Below are 14,306 nucleotides of genomic sequence, written 5' to 3' on the forward strand. Positions count from 1 at the left end.
TTCATCCTTTCATCACAGACCCAACTCGCTCAGGCCCGGATGATCGTGCGGGCGTGGTCCGGTCGGATCCCAGAAGAACTTTCGCTCGGACTCCTCGATGGGAACGTCGTTGATGCTGGCATGACGGTGGTGCATGAGTCCGTCGGCGTCGAATTCCCAGTTCTCGTTGCCGTAGGAGCGGAACCACTGCCCGTCGTGATCGTGCCACTCGTACGCGAATCGCACTGCGATGCGGTCGTCGCTGTGTGCCCACAACTCTTTGATCAACCGGTAGTCCAGTTCGCGGGTCCACTTCTCGGTCAGAAGTTCGACGATCTCGGATCGGCCGGTCACGAACGTCGACCGATTACGCCACCAACTGTCCGGCGTGTAGGCCAGTGACACCTTGTGCGGGTCGCGGGAGTTCCATCCGTCCTCGGCGAGGCGGACCTTCTGGACGGCAGTTTCGTGAGTGAAGGGCGGAATCGGTGCTCGGACGGTCATTGCGGGGCCTCTCGATCAGATATGTACCTATCGGTACAGACTTTACCGATAGGTACAACAAGAGTCCAGTGAACGACTTCGGCCGCCCCCACAGAAGCGGGAGCGGCCGAAAGAGTCGAACAGGAAGAGCTAGCGCGCGCGACGAGCGAGGCGCTCGGAATCCGAGATCAGGACGCTCTTGCCTTCGAGGCGAAGCCATCCGCGGTGTGCGAAATCGGCGAGCGCCTTGTTGACGGTCTCGCGGGAAGCGCCGACGAGCTGGGCGATCTCTTCCTGCGTGAGGTCGTGAGTGACGCGCAGGGCGCCACCTTCCTGAGTGCCGAAGCGCTGCGCGAGCTGCAGGAGCGCCTTGGCGACACGGCCGGGAACGTCCGTGAAGATCAGGTCGGCCAGGGTGTTGTTGGTACGACGCAGACGGCGGGCGAGAACGCGCAGAAGCTGCTCGGCGATCTCGGGGCGCTGCTGGATCCATGCCTTGAGAGCGTCGCGGTCCATGCTCACGGCGCGAACCTCGGTGACGGTCGTAGCCGTCGAGGTGCGGGGGCCGGGGTCGAAGATGGACAGTTCGCCGAACATGTCGGACGGGCCCATGATCGTCAGCAGATTCTCGCGACCGTCGGGTGAGCGTCGACCGATCTTCACCTTGCCGGACACGATGATGTACAGGCGGTCACCGGGTTCACCTTCGTTGAAGATGACATGTCCACGGGGGAAGTCGACGGGCTGCAGCTGCTTTGTCAGCGCCGCTACCGCTGAGGGCTCGACTCCTTGGAAGATGCCGGCTCTTGCCAGGACGTCGTCCACGTGCGCTCCTTGTTGGGATTTGTTCGTTTGTGGTGTCATTTTTGCGCTATCTATCTTTGTACCCTCGCTGTGCACAAACCGTCGTACACAGGCTCAGCCCTCATGAGTGAGACACTGTGTCCAATGCAATCTGTGTTCAATGCAACAGGTACGGCATCGAAGTCTACGTCCCGTTAGCTCGCGACGAGTGATTGATGCCACGTAAGAGCCGAAAATTCTTCCGGAATCCGCTGCGGTGACTACTTTGTATGGCCGTCAACTTGCCCGTTGTGTCCGGATTTCGCCCAGGCTGGCGCTCTCGGGAGCCTCCGACTGACGGCCCTTACGCTTCCGGTGGAAGCGGGCGAACGCATGGGGAAACCCATCGCTTGCCAGGCGGGCGACGTCGTCGTGACTTGCCTGGTCGAGGAAGTCTTCTACTTCATGCTCTTGGACCGAGAGCCGACGCAATCGCCCTTCGACTCGTTCCATCGCCAGGGCAAAGAGCATAAGCAGTAGCGGAAAGAGAATTACTGCGAGTCCTTGCATAGGGGGAAGTAAACACGTCGAAGGTCTCAGAATCGACACGACGGAGTCTCCACTCATGTCGTATCCGTACAGTTGTCTGAGTGCAGACCACCCCGACAGGCAGTTCAGAGCAGCGGAAGAAACCGCGTTCGGGGGGTGCGCGGAAGGAAGAATCACACCTCGGATTGGTACGCCGGGCGCGTCGGATGAATCGTGAGCTCGCTGTGGCTTTCCCACACGTGTACTGCGAACTCGACTTCACGACTCCGTTGGAACTGGCAGTGGCGACAATCCTGTCGGCGCAATGCACCGACGTCCGCGTCAACATGGTCACGCCGGCACTCTTCGCCCGTTATCCCGACGCAAAGGCATACGCGGAAGCCGATCGGACCGAACTCGAGGAGTACATCCGCTCCACCGGCTTCTACCGGAACAAGACGACGTCGCTGATCGGACTCGGTCAGGCGCTACTCGAACGCCACGACGGGCAGGTCCCGAACAAGCTCGAAGATCTGGTGAAACTCCCAGGCATCGGACGCAAGACCGCGAACGTCGTGCTGGGCAATGCCTTCGACATTCCGGGAATCACCGTCGACACCCACTTCGGTCGGCTCGTGCGTCGGTGGAAGTGGACCGAGGAAGAAGATGCCGTCAAGGTGGAACACGCCGTCGGGGCACTGATCGAACGTAAGGAATGGACTCTGCTCTCGCATCGCGTGATCTTTCACGGCCGACGGGTCTGCCACGCGCGCAAGCCCGCATGCGGTGTGTGTGTTCTGGCCAAGGACTGCCCGTCGTACGGTCTCGGCCCGACCGACAAAACCGAGGCCGCGGCCCTGGTGAAAGGCCCCGAGACCGATCATCTGCTCGCCCTGGCAGGGTTGTGATCACCGATGACAAGTGCCGGAAGATGGTCTCTCGCTGCGCTCGTGGTCGTCGCGGCTCTCGTCGTGGCGATCTGGCCGCGCGGAGGAGACGACACGACGCCCACCTCGACGGGCCCGTCCTCGTCCGCGTATCAGCCGCCGACGTTCACTCCGTCGTCGGAATCGCTCGATCAACTCCGTAGCCAGGCGGCTCTGGCCTCCTGCCCGACTCCGACCGGCGAAGCGCCTGCCGGCTCGGCTCTCGCCGGAATCACCCTCGACTGCGTCTCCGACGGAGCGCCCGTCGACCTTGCCGCAGCGGTGGGCGGAAAGCCGACTCTGCTCAATCTGTGGGCGTACTGGTGCGCGCCATGCGCCGAAGAGCTTCCGTACCTTCAGGAATTCGCGGAGCGCGCCGACGGCAGCATCAACGTGCTGACCGTGCATTCGGATCCGAATCAGGAGAACGCTTTGACGCGACTCATCGACTACTCGGTGCGTTTGCCCGGCGTCCAGGACGGTGACGGCAAGGTACGGATCGCAGTGGGCGCACCGCCGGTGCTGCCGGTGTCGGTGCTCGTGCGCGCGGATGGAACAGTCGCCAAGGTCTTGCCCCAACCCTTCCGCAGTGCGGACGAGATCGCCGCCGCTGCGGCGCAATATCTGGGAGTCGTCGTATGAGCACACCGGTTCCCGAGTGGTTGCGCGCTGTCGCCAGCACCCAGCCCACCGATCCCCATCGGATCAACCCCGTCCTCGAGCGTCGCGCGCCGCGCGGCACCGTGACGCGTCCGGCCGCGGTGCTCGTGCTCTTCGGCGGACCGCGTGAGGCCGACCCTCTCGCCGTCGGCGGCTTGCCGGAGGGCGCAGACGTCCTGCTGACCCAACGGGCGTCGACGATGCGTCAGCACAGCGGACAGGTCGCATTCCCCGGCGGTGCCGCCGATCCGGGCGACGACGGCCCCATCGGCACCGCGCTGCGTGAAGCGCAGGAGGAGACCGGGCTCGATCCGAGCGGAGTTCAGCCGCTCACCGTGCTGCCGGAGATCTTCATCCCGCCGTCGGGTTTCGACGTGACGCCGGTGCTCGGCTACTGGGAGCAGCCGACGACGGTGGGCATTCAGGACGAGGGCGAGGTCGGACGGGTGGCCCGGGTGCCGCTGCGCACGTTGCTCGACCCAGACAACCGGTTTCAGGTTCGACATCCCCTCGGATACCAGGGCCCGGCGTTCCGCGCCGACGGCATGCTGGTCTGGGGGTTCACAGCAGGAATCCTCGCGGCGCTGTTCACGGTGTCGGGCTGGGAGATTCCGTGGAATTACGAGGACGTGAGAGACCTGGACACAGCGCTGTCCGAGTTCGGTGAAGGTGTCGAGGATTCGGCGGTGCCGCGATGACAGGTTCTCGTTGGGTGGACATCGCCATCGTTCTGGTCGCCCTCATCGCGGCCACGTCCGGATGGCGTCAGGGCGCGGTGGCGTCGGCGCTGGCGTTCGTCGGCGTGATCCTCGGTGCCGTCGCCGGGATTCTGTTGGCGCCGCACCTGCTCGTGCACGTCACCGAAGGCAAGCTGCGCATCCTCGCGGGCATCTCGCTGATCGTCGTGTTGGTCATCATCGGCGAGGTCGCCGGCATGGTGCTCGGACGCGCGGCGCGCAGCGGAATGCACAGTCCGACGGCGCGATCCGTCGACAGCGTCATCGGTGCGGGTCTACAGGCGGTGGCTGTCGTGGTCGCGGCGTGGTTGCTCGCGATTCCGCTCACTTCCTCGTCGCAGCCGAATATTGCCGCCGCTGTTCGTGGTTCGGACGTTCTCGCCAGCGTGGACGAAGTGGCGCCGCAGTGGCTGCGCCGCATCCCGACCGAGTTCTCGGCGCTGCTCGACACCTCCGGCCTGCCTGACGTCATCGGCCCGTTCGGGCGCACGCCCATCACCGAGGTCGAAGCACCCGACGCGAGCGTTCTCGCCAGTCCGTTGGCGGCGCAGTTGCGTCCGAGTGTTCTCCGCATCAACGGCGTCGCACCGAGTTGCCAGCGCGCGCTCGAGGGATCCGGATTCATCGTCGCCCCCGAACGCGTCATGACCAACGCCCACGTGGTTGCCGGAACCGAGAGCATCACCGTGGACACCATGGAGGGCGCACTGCCCGCGCAGGTGGTGCTCTTCGACTCCGCCGTGGACATCGCGATTCTGGCGGTTCCCGGATTGGACGCGCCGGTGCTGCCGTTCGCTCCGGAGCAGGCTCGGACCGGTGACAACGCGTTGGTGCTCGGTTACCCCGGCGGTGGTCCGTACACGGCCAGCGCAGCCCGCGTTCGTGAGGTCCTGAACCTGAACGGGCCGGACATCTACAAGGCCGGAACCACCCAGCGTGAGGTCTACACCGTGCGCGGATCCATCCGGCAGGGCAACTCGGGTGGACCGATGGTCGATGATCAGGGGCGGGTCCTCGGCGTCGTGTTCGGTGCTGCCGTCGACGACAGTGACACCGGATTCGTCCTCACCGCGCAGGAAGTCTCGCGCCAGTTGAACGCGGCTGCCTCGGCATCGACGCCCGTACCGACGGGCGCGTGCATCCTGTAGCGGTCACTTCTCCGTAAGGAGGAAGTCCCCGAGTTCGCGATTGACGCGCTCGGGGGCTTCCTGATGCGCGTAATGACCGACTCCGGCAATGGTGCGCAGTTTCTCGCCGGGAGCCCAGTGCTTGTCGCGACGCACGGTACGGGTGAGCACGTACGGGTCGAGTTCGCCGTGAATCTGGACGATCGGAATGCGAAGAACCTGATCCATCAAACGCATGAAACGTCGGCCCTCGGGGCGGAGCTGGCTGCGGAAGGCCCAACGCTGGTACTCCAAGGTGGAATGCGCGACGCCCGGGATCCGGATCGCGGACCGCATCTTGCTCATGACGTCTGCGAATTCGGGTTGCTGCGGCCAGGTGGGGCCCGACCGCGAGCGAACCAGACGCTCCACTTCGGCGCCGTTGTCGGCCGTCAACCGACGTTCCGGGCGTAGCGGTACCTGATAGGCCAGGAACGAGGGCAAAAGCGCGCGGCGCTGATAGGGGTCGCGGACGACTGCTTTCTTGAGCGCCATCGGGTGTGGAGACGAGATCAGCGCTATCGACCGCACCAGGCGTGGATGCAGGAGCGCGGTCGCCCAGCACACCAACCCGCCGTCGGCATGACCGATCAGCGTGGCCTTGCCGTAACCCATCGCACGAATGAGGCCGGCTACGTCACCGGCGAGCGTCCAACCGTCGTAGCCACGAGGGGGCTTGTCGGAGTCGCCGTACCCACGAAGGTCCATCGCGACGACGCGGAAGCCCTGCTCGGACAGTGCCGTCAATTGATGGCGCCAGGACCACCAGAAGTCGGCGAATCCGTGCAGAAGCACCACCAACGGAGCATCCGGCTCCGCGTCGCCTACCTCGACGACGTGAAACCGGATGCCGTTGGCGTGAATGTCCCGGTGAATCCAGGGGCCGTCGAACCTGACGGTGGATGGATCTGGGGCTGCCACTTTCGATCAGACTCGCTACCGGCGCGCGTTGAAATCGACCGACGGCTTTGCGTCGTCATGGCTGCCGGGGATGACGTTCTTGGCCTGCTTGAGCGATTCGATCGTCTTCTCCGGAGCCCTCAACTTGCGCACGCGCAGATAACCGAGCAGCGCCAGAATCGCGGTGGTCACCACCATGATCAGGAAGACGATGAGGAACGCCAGCCAGCGCGGCACCCAGGTGTCGAGCATCTCGGCCAGGAAGAAAAAGAAGAAGAACGAGCTGAACAGCAGAACCGTGAAGGCCAGGATGAAGAAGACGCTGCCCTGCAGACCCTTCTTGACCTCGCCCGTCACCTCGGCCTTGGCAAGTTCGACCTCGGCGCGCACGAGGGTGGAGACCTGTGCGGTCGCGTCCTTGACGAGGGCCCCGATGGTGGCCTCGCCCGGCGTGCGGGCGTCCACATCGGTGAGAGGGATGGAAGAGACCGTGTTCGGTACTCCATCTCCGGTGAAGCGCTGGCTCTCTCCGTTGGTCAAGCTCACTTGTCGACCTCTCCAGGTAGTTCTCTCGCGTCCGTGGCAATGGCGGTGGAAGCGTCGTCTCGAGCCGCATGAACTCGTCCACGTCGCCACAGCAGCGCTGATCCGATCAGCGATGCCACCAACGATGTCACGAGAACTGCGGCCTTCGCTATCTCGGCCTCGCTGCCATCGCCGACCCCGTCCAATGCGAGGTCTGCTACAAGCAGGCTAACGGTGAACCCGATGCCACCGAGAACTGAGAGGGCAAACATGTCTCTCAATTCCAGTGTCTTGGGTTTGGTTGCTATCCCCAATTTGATCGCGAGCAGGGAAATTCCGAAGATTCCGACGGTTTTGCCGACCAGAAGACCGACGACGACCGATTGCCCTACTGGGTCGGTGAAAATGTCGCCGAGTACCGCCGCGTTGATCGGAACACCGGAGGCGAACAGTGCGAAGACGGGGACACAGAAGCCTGCGGAGTAAGGCTGAATGCGGTGCTCGAGACGGCTACCGGGCGCGTACTCCTCGTCCGGATCGCGCCTCACCCGGGTGAGTAAGCCGAGCGCGACGCCCGCGAGTGTGGCGTGTATCCCCGCTTCGTGCATCGCGTACCAGGTCAGTAGTGCCAGCGGGACGTAGAGGAACGGCGTCGTGATGCGTTTGTGTTGGGCGTAGGCGTAGGCAGCCAGGGCTGCGGCCGCGGTCAGCAGCCACAACATCGCGAGGGAACCGGTGAACAGTACGGCGATGAGGATGATCGCGAGCAGATCGTCGACGACGGCCAGGCTGAGCAGGAAAACTCGGGCGCTCGCCGGGATCTTCGAGCCGGTCAGCGCGAGCACGCCGAGGGCAAAAGCGATGTCCGTCGCGACGGGAATGGCCCAGCCCTTGTCCATGCCGGGCGTGCCGAAACCGATGGACGCCGCGATGATCGCGGGAACCAGGACGCCGCCGCACGCCGCGATGATCGGGAGCATCGCGGCTTTGCGGTCCGCGAGTTCGCCGACCACCAGTTCACGTTTGAGTTCGAGGCCGGCGACGAAGAAGAAGACGGCAAGCAGTCCGTCCTGCGCCCACGTGCCCAAGCTGAGGTCGAGATGGAGTGCGGACGGACCGATCTGGAAGTCACGTAGTGCGATGTAACTCTCACCGAAAGGAGAGTTCACCCAGATCAGAGCGAGGGCGGCAGCGATCAGGAGGATCGATCCGCCCACCGTTTCGGTGCGGAGGTAGCGGGACAGTTCGGAACGCAGGGTGGAGATCACGCGTGGGGACGACCTTTGTTCGTGCAACCGAATTCGGATGCAACAGACATGAACGTGATCGACGTTGTGACGCATCGAATGCACGTGCCGACCAGACTTCCCGGCTCACCTTTACGGAATTTTATCGCGGATTGCCCGCTGAGCCGAATTCGCGAACCGAATTTGCGTCGGAAAACCCCGCGGGTGTTCAATTCCTACTGATTGGGACACTATCCCACCAATTGGACATCTTTCGTATAACGGCGCAGGAGCATGTTTTGAGCACGTCAGTCAGTGAGAATCCACCCAAGCCGGAGGGCGGCGACGCAGATACCGTCGCCGGAGTGCCGCGCAGCCGAATCGTGGTCGCCAGCATGGTGGGTACGTCCATCGAGTTCTACGACTTCTACATCTATGCAACAGCGGCAGTATCGGTGTTCCCGCACCTGTTCTTCCCGAAGGGCAACGACACCACCGCGCTTCTCGCGTCGTTGGCGACGTTCGGACTCGCGTTCGTCGCCCGTCCCCTCGGTTCGATTCTCTTCGGACACTTCGGTGACCGCGTCGGACGCAAGGCAACTCTGGTCGGCTCGCTGCTGACGATGGGCATCGCGACCTTCCTCATCGGACTGCTGCCCACTTATCACCAGATCGGACTGCTGGCCCCGGCGTTGTTGGCGCTCATGCGTTTCTGCCAGGGTCTCGGGCTCGGCGGCGAATGGTCGGGTGCGGCGCTGCTCGCGACCGAGACAGCCAAGGAAGGCAAGCGGGCCTGGGCGGCGATGTGGCCGCAACTCGGTGCGCCCATCGGCTTCTTCATGGCCAACGGACTGTTCCTGATCATCACGTTGTTCATGAACCACGACAATTCCAGCCCGGACCTCGAGGGCGCCTTCCTGAGCTGGGGATGGCGAATTCCGTTCCTGCTCAGCGCAATCATGGTGATGATCGGCCTGTACGTCCGGCTCAAGCTCGAGGAAACCCCGGTGTTCGCGCGTGCAGTCGAGCGCGGCGAGAAGGTCAAGACTCCGGTCGCCGAGGTATTCAAGACCAGCTGGCGTCAGCTGATCGTCGGTACGTTCGTGATGCTCGCGACGTACACGCTGTTCTACATCATGACCACCTGGGTTCTCAGCCACGGAACCGGCAAGACGCCGGCCGACGGTGGAACCGGTGCGGGCTTCAAGTACACCGATTTCCTTGTCCTGCAGTTGATCGCAGTCGTGTTCTTCGCTGCCGCCGTGCCGGTCTCGGGTTGGCTCGCCGACCGTTACGGGCGTCGTATCACCTTGCTGATCATCACCGGTCTGATCATGGTGTTCGGCTTGACCTTCGGTGTCTTCCTCGAACCGGACGGAATGAACGACGGTCGCATGTTGGCGTTCCTCATCGTGGGCATGCTGCTCATGGGCCTGACCTTCGGCCCAATGAGTGCCGTTCTCCCGGAACTCTTCCCGACCAACGTCCGCTACACGGGCTCGGGAATCGCGTACAACACGGCCAGTATTCTGGGCGCAGCGGTGGCGCCGTTCATCGCCGTCTACCTCGCGAAGAACTACGGCGTCGGTTGGGTCGGCATCTATCTTCTCGTAGCGGCGACGCTGACTTTTGTCGCGCTGCTGGTCATGCGTGAGACGAAGGGTGAGTCGCTCGACGATGTAGGGGCATAACCCTGCTGTGCGCCTTTATTAACCCCCGGCGGTTAATAAAGGCGCACAGCAGTTGTCAGGGAAGCTGAGCAGGCAGGACGTGCTCACCGGTCTTGTCGGTGCTCAAGGCCAGGGAGCTGATGTACTGCTTCTCGCCGTTCGGGCCGGGCACGTTCGACGCGAGCATGTCGGGACGCTCGAATTCGATTCCGCTGACGCAGCACAGAAGCGTTTCACCGGAGGGGTTCCCGTACTCGTCGAACATCGGCAGATCGATGCCGTCGTCGGTGCGTCGTAGGTAGTACTTTCCCTTGGTGGCGACGGCCAGGACCGGCGGCATCACCAGTGCGATGACGATCGCGACGATCGGGGAGAACGGTTTGATCGTCGAACCGAAAGCGCCGAAGAACACCAGGATCGACACTCCCGCGGCCAGCAGCATCGACACGAAGCCGACGGGGTTGACGTCGTAGAGCATCCCGCGTCGGAACTCGGGGACTTTCGGGGAGAGCTTCAACCAGTACTTGTTGATCGCGATGTCCGAGGCGACGACCACGACCCAGGCGATACCGCAGTTGGCGTAGAAGCCCAGGATCGTGTTGAGGAAGTCGAACATGTTGGCTTCCATCAAGATCAGTGCGATCGCCAGGTTGACCAGAACGAAGACCATGCGTCCGGGGTAGGTCTTGGTGACGCGGGTGTACGAGTTGGTCCAGGCCAGTGAGCCGGAGTACGCGTTGGTGACGTTGATCTTGATCTGGCTGATGACCACGAGGATCACGGCCAGCGTCATGGCCAGCCAGTGCGGCATCATGTCCTGGTAGATCTCGAGGAACTGGTGCACGGGCTGGTTGGCGATCGAGGATCCGTCGACGACGTTCGCGATGATGTACACGGCGAGGAACAGTCCGACGATCTGCTTGAACGCGCCGAAGATCACCCAGCCGGGGCCGGCGAGAATTACTGCAGCCCACCAACGGCGGGTGTTTTCCGGCGTCTTGGGCGGCATGAAGCGTAGGTAGTCGATCTGCTCGGCGATCTGTGCGATCAGCGACAAGCAGACACCCGCGGCCAGCATCACCGATCCGAAGTTGACGCCCTTGCCGTTTGCGCCGTCCTCACCGCCGAAGGCGAAGAACGCGCTCACCGAATCAGGGTGCTTGAACAGCAGATACAGGAACGGCAGCACCATCATGACGAGCCACAGAGGCGTCGTCCACACTTGGAGCTTTGCCAGAGCCTTCATTCCGTAGATGACCAGTGGAATGACCATCAGGGTCGAGACCGCGTAGCCGATCGAGAGTGGGATCCCGAGCCCCAGTTTCAAACCCTGGGCCATGATGGAACCTTCGAGCGCGAAGAAGATGAAGGTGAACGTCGCGAAGATGACGTTGGTGACCACCGAGCCGTAGTAGCCGAAACCGCTTCCGCGAGTGATCAAATCGAGGTCGATATTGTATCGCGCGGCATAGTAGGCAAGTGGGAAGCCGGTCGCCATGATGACGACGGCAAACACGGCGATGCCCAGCAATGCGTTACCGGTGCCGTACGAGATGCCGATGTTGGCGCCGATCGAGAAGTCTGCGAGATACGCGATTCCGCCGAGCGCGGAGGTCGCGACGACGCCGGTTCCCCATTTGCGGTAGCTGCGTGGCGCAAATCGGAGGGTGTAGTCCTCCAGAGTCTCCTTCAGTGCGGCATTCTCACCGAGATCTGCCCTGTCCGGTGCGCCGGCGGACACCTGCTCGTTCACTGCTGTCATGACGTCACTTCCCCTGGGTGCCTGTGCATGTGCACTTTGTGGTGCAGGCACCCAACCTAGGGAGGTGGCGTTACGCGGACATGTTTGAAATGTGTCGCCCACGTTGCGGATTCGATCCGCAACGTGAGCGAGCACTCATGGGACTTTCTTTACCTGTATCTGATCACCAACTGCCCGCGCCTGCAAGGCGAGTGGTTGCGTCCCGACCGGCCGAAGGTCGAGAACGGCGGCGGCCACCGGGTCGGCCAAGACGTTCCGGATGGTGCGGCGCAGGCCACGTGCTCCGTACACCGGGTCGAACCCGCGCCGTTGCAACAGGGCGACGGCGCAGTCCTCCACCTCGACGTCGATGCCTCTCCTGGCCAACCGAGTCGTGATCAGTTCGATCTCGAGACGGGTCACTTGTTCCGCGGTCTGTTCGTCGAACTCGTCGAGGATCACGGTTTCGTCGATGCGGTTGAAGAATTCGGGGTCGAAGAACTTCTCCAACGCGCGTTGCACCAGATGATGACCATGGCGCGGTCGATCGATCCGGACGCGATCGGCGAGCTGCCGCAGGTGAGAGCGCCGACGTTCTGCCACCGCAGCAGAGCCGAGATTCGAGGTCAGGAACACGTAGCTGTTGCGGAACGAGATCTTCTGCTGACCGTTCGCCAACCGGAGTTCGCCGTTGTCGAGGACCTGCAGGAGCGCACGCAGCACGGTGGGGTCGGCCTTCTCCACTTCGTCGAACAGGACGATTCCGGGGGTGTACGGATCGCCCTCGACGGTGTTCTTGTCGAACAGCGTGAAGGACTCCTTGCTACCGGCATATCCAGGTGGAGCCCCGGAGAATGACGCCGCATAATGCTCTTGCGCAAGAGCATTCATGTCGATGCGGCACAGATCATCGGGTCCTGACCGTAGTTCTGCGGCCACGCGCCGCACCAATTCCGTCTTTCCGACGCCGGTCGGGCCAACGAGAAGGATGTTTGCGAGCGGACGCGTCGGATCCGTGGCACCGACATGCGCGATCGAAATCGCACGAACCACTGCGTCGACGGCGGCCTGTTGTCCGACGATCTTGGAACTCAGGGCTTTCGAGAGCTTGCGAGCGTCGAAGGCCCCGACCGGTACGGGTTCGGTTCGTTCCTCGGCCGGCGGTGGTGCTGCTGCACTGTTCCGGTCATGGAGCATGTCGGTGATATAAGGCACAGTGAGATCCTTACGCTTCGATTGTCTTCTCGACCGGCAGGTTTCCGACGCGACAATCCGCTACACCCACTGTGTCTCGGGTGATGGCCTCGACGCGTTCCTGAGCCTTCTGGGCGTCGGTGACCCACAGCTTGTAGAACTCGAACGGGCAGTCCGCGACGCCCTTGTCTCCGTCACCTGCTGCGTGGACACCGGAGTAGCCGCGATGGAGGAGTTTGAAGATGTGGTTCTGGGACTGATCGTTCTCGCGTGCGTCGCGAATGGCTGAGACGGAAAGCTGCGCGTACTGGATTCCGTATTCTTCTTCGCCGGTTTCACCCAGCGTCCGGCCGTCGAATCCGATGATCGCGGAGTGTCCGAAGTAGGAGTAGACGCCGTCGAATCCGGCCGCATTGGCAACTGCCACATAACAATTGTTGGCCCAGGCCATTGCCTTGGACATCATTACCTGCTGGTCCTTGGCGGGGTACATGTATCCCTGGCAACGGACGATCAGTTCCGCACCCTTCATCGCGCAGTCGCGCCAGATCTCCGGGTAGTTGCCGTCGTCGCAGATGATGAGCGAGATCTTCAGCCCCTTCGGGCCTTCGGTGACATACGTCGTGTCTCCCGGGTACCACCCTTCGATGGGGCACCAGGGCAGGATCTTTCGGTACCTCTGAACGATCTCGCCCTTGTTGTCGATGAGGATCAACGTGTTGTACGGGGGCTTATTCGGGTGGTCTTCGTGCTGTTCGCCGGTGACGGAGAAGATTCCCCACGTGTCGGCTTCGCGGCACGCTGCGGAGAAGATCGCGGTCTCGTCGCCCGGGATGGTGGCTGCTGTCGCGTACATCTCCTCTTCGTTGTACATGATTCCCTGCGTGGAGTATTCGGGGAAGACCACCAGATCCATTCCGGGGAGGCCGGTCTTCATGCCGATCATCATGTCGGCGATCTTGCGCGCGTTCTCGAGGACGCCGGCGCGATCGTGCAGGCGGGGCATCTTGTAGTTGACCACTGCTACGCCGACCGTGTCGTTGCTCGAGGAGATGTCACCGTGTCGCATTGTCTTTCACTCCTTGGTTGTGTCGATCAGTTGAAGACTGGACGGGATTGGGGTACTGCGGTTTTGGGTGCAGCGAGGATCTTGGCCAGGCCCAGGAGAACCAGAAGCGCTCCGGCCCAACCGGCCGCGACGGCGGGTGTGGTGTGGAAGTTGTCGGTCAGGATCAGAAATGCGGGGACCGTGCACGTGGGCTGGCTCAGGAGGACCGCTGCCCAGCCGGTGAAGCGACTGAGATTCTCGCGGCCGAGCCCGAGTACCAGGAAGAACAGCGTCCACAGCGCTGCCCATGCGAGCCAGATGACCCCGAAGACGGGGTCGTTGCTCACGGTGAAAGAGAGGAAGGAGTACACGAGCGCGGCGCACGCGACGAACAGCGAGAACCACCCGATTCCTTCCGGCTCGAAGCCGGCGAGATTGCTGATGCCCACGTAGAGATAGGTGAATCCGAACAGATAGAGCCCTGAGGCCGCCAGGACGGCACTCGAATCTCCCTGAGCCTGAATCAACATGACGGTGGGGACGACGCATTGAAGTGCGCCGACGAAGAGGTTGAGGACCGAGGCGGATCGAACGGGAACTGTGCCGAGCAGCATCAGTCCGTTGACGAAGAGGACGGCTCCCACGTAAAGCAAACCAACACTGCCCATCGGGCACCTCCGGTTACTTCGGGACGGTTACTGCGGAACGGGTTACTTTCAAATGAAATGATTCCAAATGAA

Annotated in this window: 15 protein-coding genes; 5 read left to right on the plus strand and 10 right to left on the minus strand. The window is 62.6% G+C overall.

What is annotated here, in order from left to right:
* Window positions 1–12 precede the first annotated feature (12 nt).
* The 3 genes from ATN37_RS16810 to ATN37_RS16820 all read right to left on the minus strand — a co-directional run bounded on the left by ATN37_RS16810 (window position 13) and on the right by ATN37_RS16820 (window position 1,815).
* Entirely contained in the window at window positions 13–483 is a 471-nt protein-coding gene (locus tag ATN37_RS16810) for a nuclear transport factor 2 family protein (RefSeq protein ID WP_007732407.1), read from the minus strand.
* Window positions 484–612: 129 nt separating this feature from the next.
* Entirely contained in the window at window positions 613–1,287 is a 675-nt protein-coding gene (locus ATN37_RS16815; RefSeq protein ID WP_003943506.1) for a Crp/Fnr family transcriptional regulator, read from the minus strand.
* Window positions 1,288–1,542: 255 nt separating this feature from the next.
* On the minus strand, window positions 1,543–1,815 hold the full coding sequence (locus tag ATN37_RS16820; protein ID WP_019746620.1) for a hypothetical protein: 273 nt from the start codon (window positions 1,813–1,815) through the stop codon (window positions 1,543–1,545).
* An 80-nt stretch (window positions 1,816–1,895) separates the two neighbouring features.
* Here ATN37_RS16820 and nth point away from each other — a divergent pair, with 80 nt between their 5' ends.
* Genes nth through ATN37_RS16840 form a run of 4 tightly spaced genes read left to right on the plus strand, consistent with a single transcriptional unit; the run spans window position 1,896 to window position 5,244 of the window.
* Window positions 1,896–2,681 carry an endonuclease III gene (gene nth / locus ATN37_RS16825; RefSeq protein WP_003943471.1) on the plus strand — a complete coding sequence of 262 codons (786 nt, stop codon included), beginning with the start codon at window positions 1,896–1,898 and terminating at the stop codon, window positions 2,679–2,681.
* A 6-nt stretch (window positions 2,682–2,687) separates the two neighbouring features.
* Window positions 2,688–3,341: a TlpA disulfide reductase family protein gene (locus ATN37_RS16830; protein ID WP_003943500.1), complete on the plus strand. Its 654-nt coding sequence runs from the start codon at window positions 2,688–2,690 to the stop codon at window positions 3,339–3,341.
* A complete protein-coding gene (locus ATN37_RS16835; protein WP_058038253.1) occupies window positions 3,338–4,057 on the plus strand; it encodes a CoA pyrophosphatase in 720 nt (239 codons plus the stop codon). The genes ATN37_RS16830 and ATN37_RS16835 overlap by 4 nt, the downstream gene beginning before the upstream one ends.
* The gene (locus tag ATN37_RS16840) at window positions 4,054–5,244 is read left to right on the plus strand and encodes a MarP family serine protease (RefSeq protein WP_003946095.1); all 1,191 of its coding nucleotides are present in this window, start codon (window positions 4,054–4,056) and stop codon (window positions 5,242–5,244) included. The genes ATN37_RS16835 and ATN37_RS16840 overlap by 4 nt, the downstream gene beginning before the upstream one ends.
* A 3-nt stretch (window positions 5,245–5,247) precedes the next feature.
* Here ATN37_RS16840 and ATN37_RS16845 read toward each other — a convergent pair whose 3' ends face one another.
* Genes ATN37_RS16845 through nhaA form a run of 3 tightly spaced genes read right to left on the minus strand, consistent with a single transcriptional unit; the run spans window position 5,248 to window position 8,039 of the window.
* Window positions 5,248–6,183: an alpha/beta fold hydrolase gene (locus ATN37_RS16845; protein ID WP_007732412.1), complete on the minus strand. Its 936-nt coding sequence runs from the start codon at window positions 6,181–6,183 to the stop codon at window positions 5,248–5,250.
* Between the two features lie 15 nt (window positions 6,184–6,198).
* A complete protein-coding gene (locus ATN37_RS16850; RefSeq protein ID WP_007732413.1) occupies window positions 6,199–6,708 on the minus strand; it encodes a phage holin family protein in 510 nt (169 codons plus the stop codon).
* Entirely contained in the window at window positions 6,705–8,039 is a 1,335-nt protein-coding gene (nhaA, locus tag ATN37_RS16855; RefSeq protein WP_007732414.1) for a Na+/H+ antiporter NhaA, read from the minus strand. The genes ATN37_RS16850 and nhaA overlap by 4 nt, the downstream gene beginning before the upstream one ends.
* A 173-nt stretch (window positions 8,040–8,212) precedes the next feature.
* On the opposite strand from nhaA, the gene ATN37_RS16860 reads away from it, so the two are divergent.
* A complete protein-coding gene (locus ATN37_RS16860; protein WP_063315960.1) occupies window positions 8,213–9,604 on the plus strand; it encodes an MFS transporter in 1,392 nt (463 codons plus the stop codon).
* A 55-nt stretch (window positions 9,605–9,659) separates the two neighbouring features.
* Here the strand turns inward: ATN37_RS16860 and ATN37_RS16865 are convergent, their stop codons facing one another.
* The 4 genes from ATN37_RS16865 to ATN37_RS16880 all read right to left on the minus strand — a co-directional run bounded on the left by ATN37_RS16865 (window position 9,660) and on the right by ATN37_RS16880 (window position 14,234).
* The gene (locus ATN37_RS16865; protein WP_003946122.1) at window positions 9,660–11,345 is read right to left on the minus strand and encodes a cytosine permease; all 1,686 of its coding nucleotides are present in this window, start codon (window positions 11,343–11,345) and stop codon (window positions 9,660–9,662) included.
* 135 nt (window positions 11,346–11,480) lie between these two features.
* Entirely contained in the window at window positions 11,481–12,539 is a 1,059-nt protein-coding gene (locus ATN37_RS16870) for an AAA family ATPase (RefSeq protein ID WP_063315185.1), read from the minus strand.
* A 10-nt stretch (window positions 12,540–12,549) separates the two neighbouring features.
* Window positions 12,550–13,587 (minus strand): aliphatic amidase, encoded by a 1,038-nt coding sequence (locus ATN37_RS16875; protein ID WP_218695419.1) that lies wholly within the window; start codon window positions 13,585–13,587, stop codon window positions 12,550–12,552.
* 26 nt (window positions 13,588–13,613) lie between these two features.
* Window positions 13,614–14,234: an AmiS/UreI family transporter gene (locus ATN37_RS16880; RefSeq protein WP_003946099.1), complete on the minus strand. Its 621-nt coding sequence runs from the start codon at window positions 14,232–14,234 to the stop codon at window positions 13,614–13,616.
* Window positions 14,235–14,306 lie beyond the last annotated feature (72 nt).

It is taken from the genome of Rhodococcus sp. MH15 (assembly GCF_019266045.1).
Taxonomy (GTDB): domain Bacteria; phylum Actinomycetota; class Actinomycetes; order Mycobacteriales; family Mycobacteriaceae; genus Rhodococcus_F; species Rhodococcus_F qingshengii.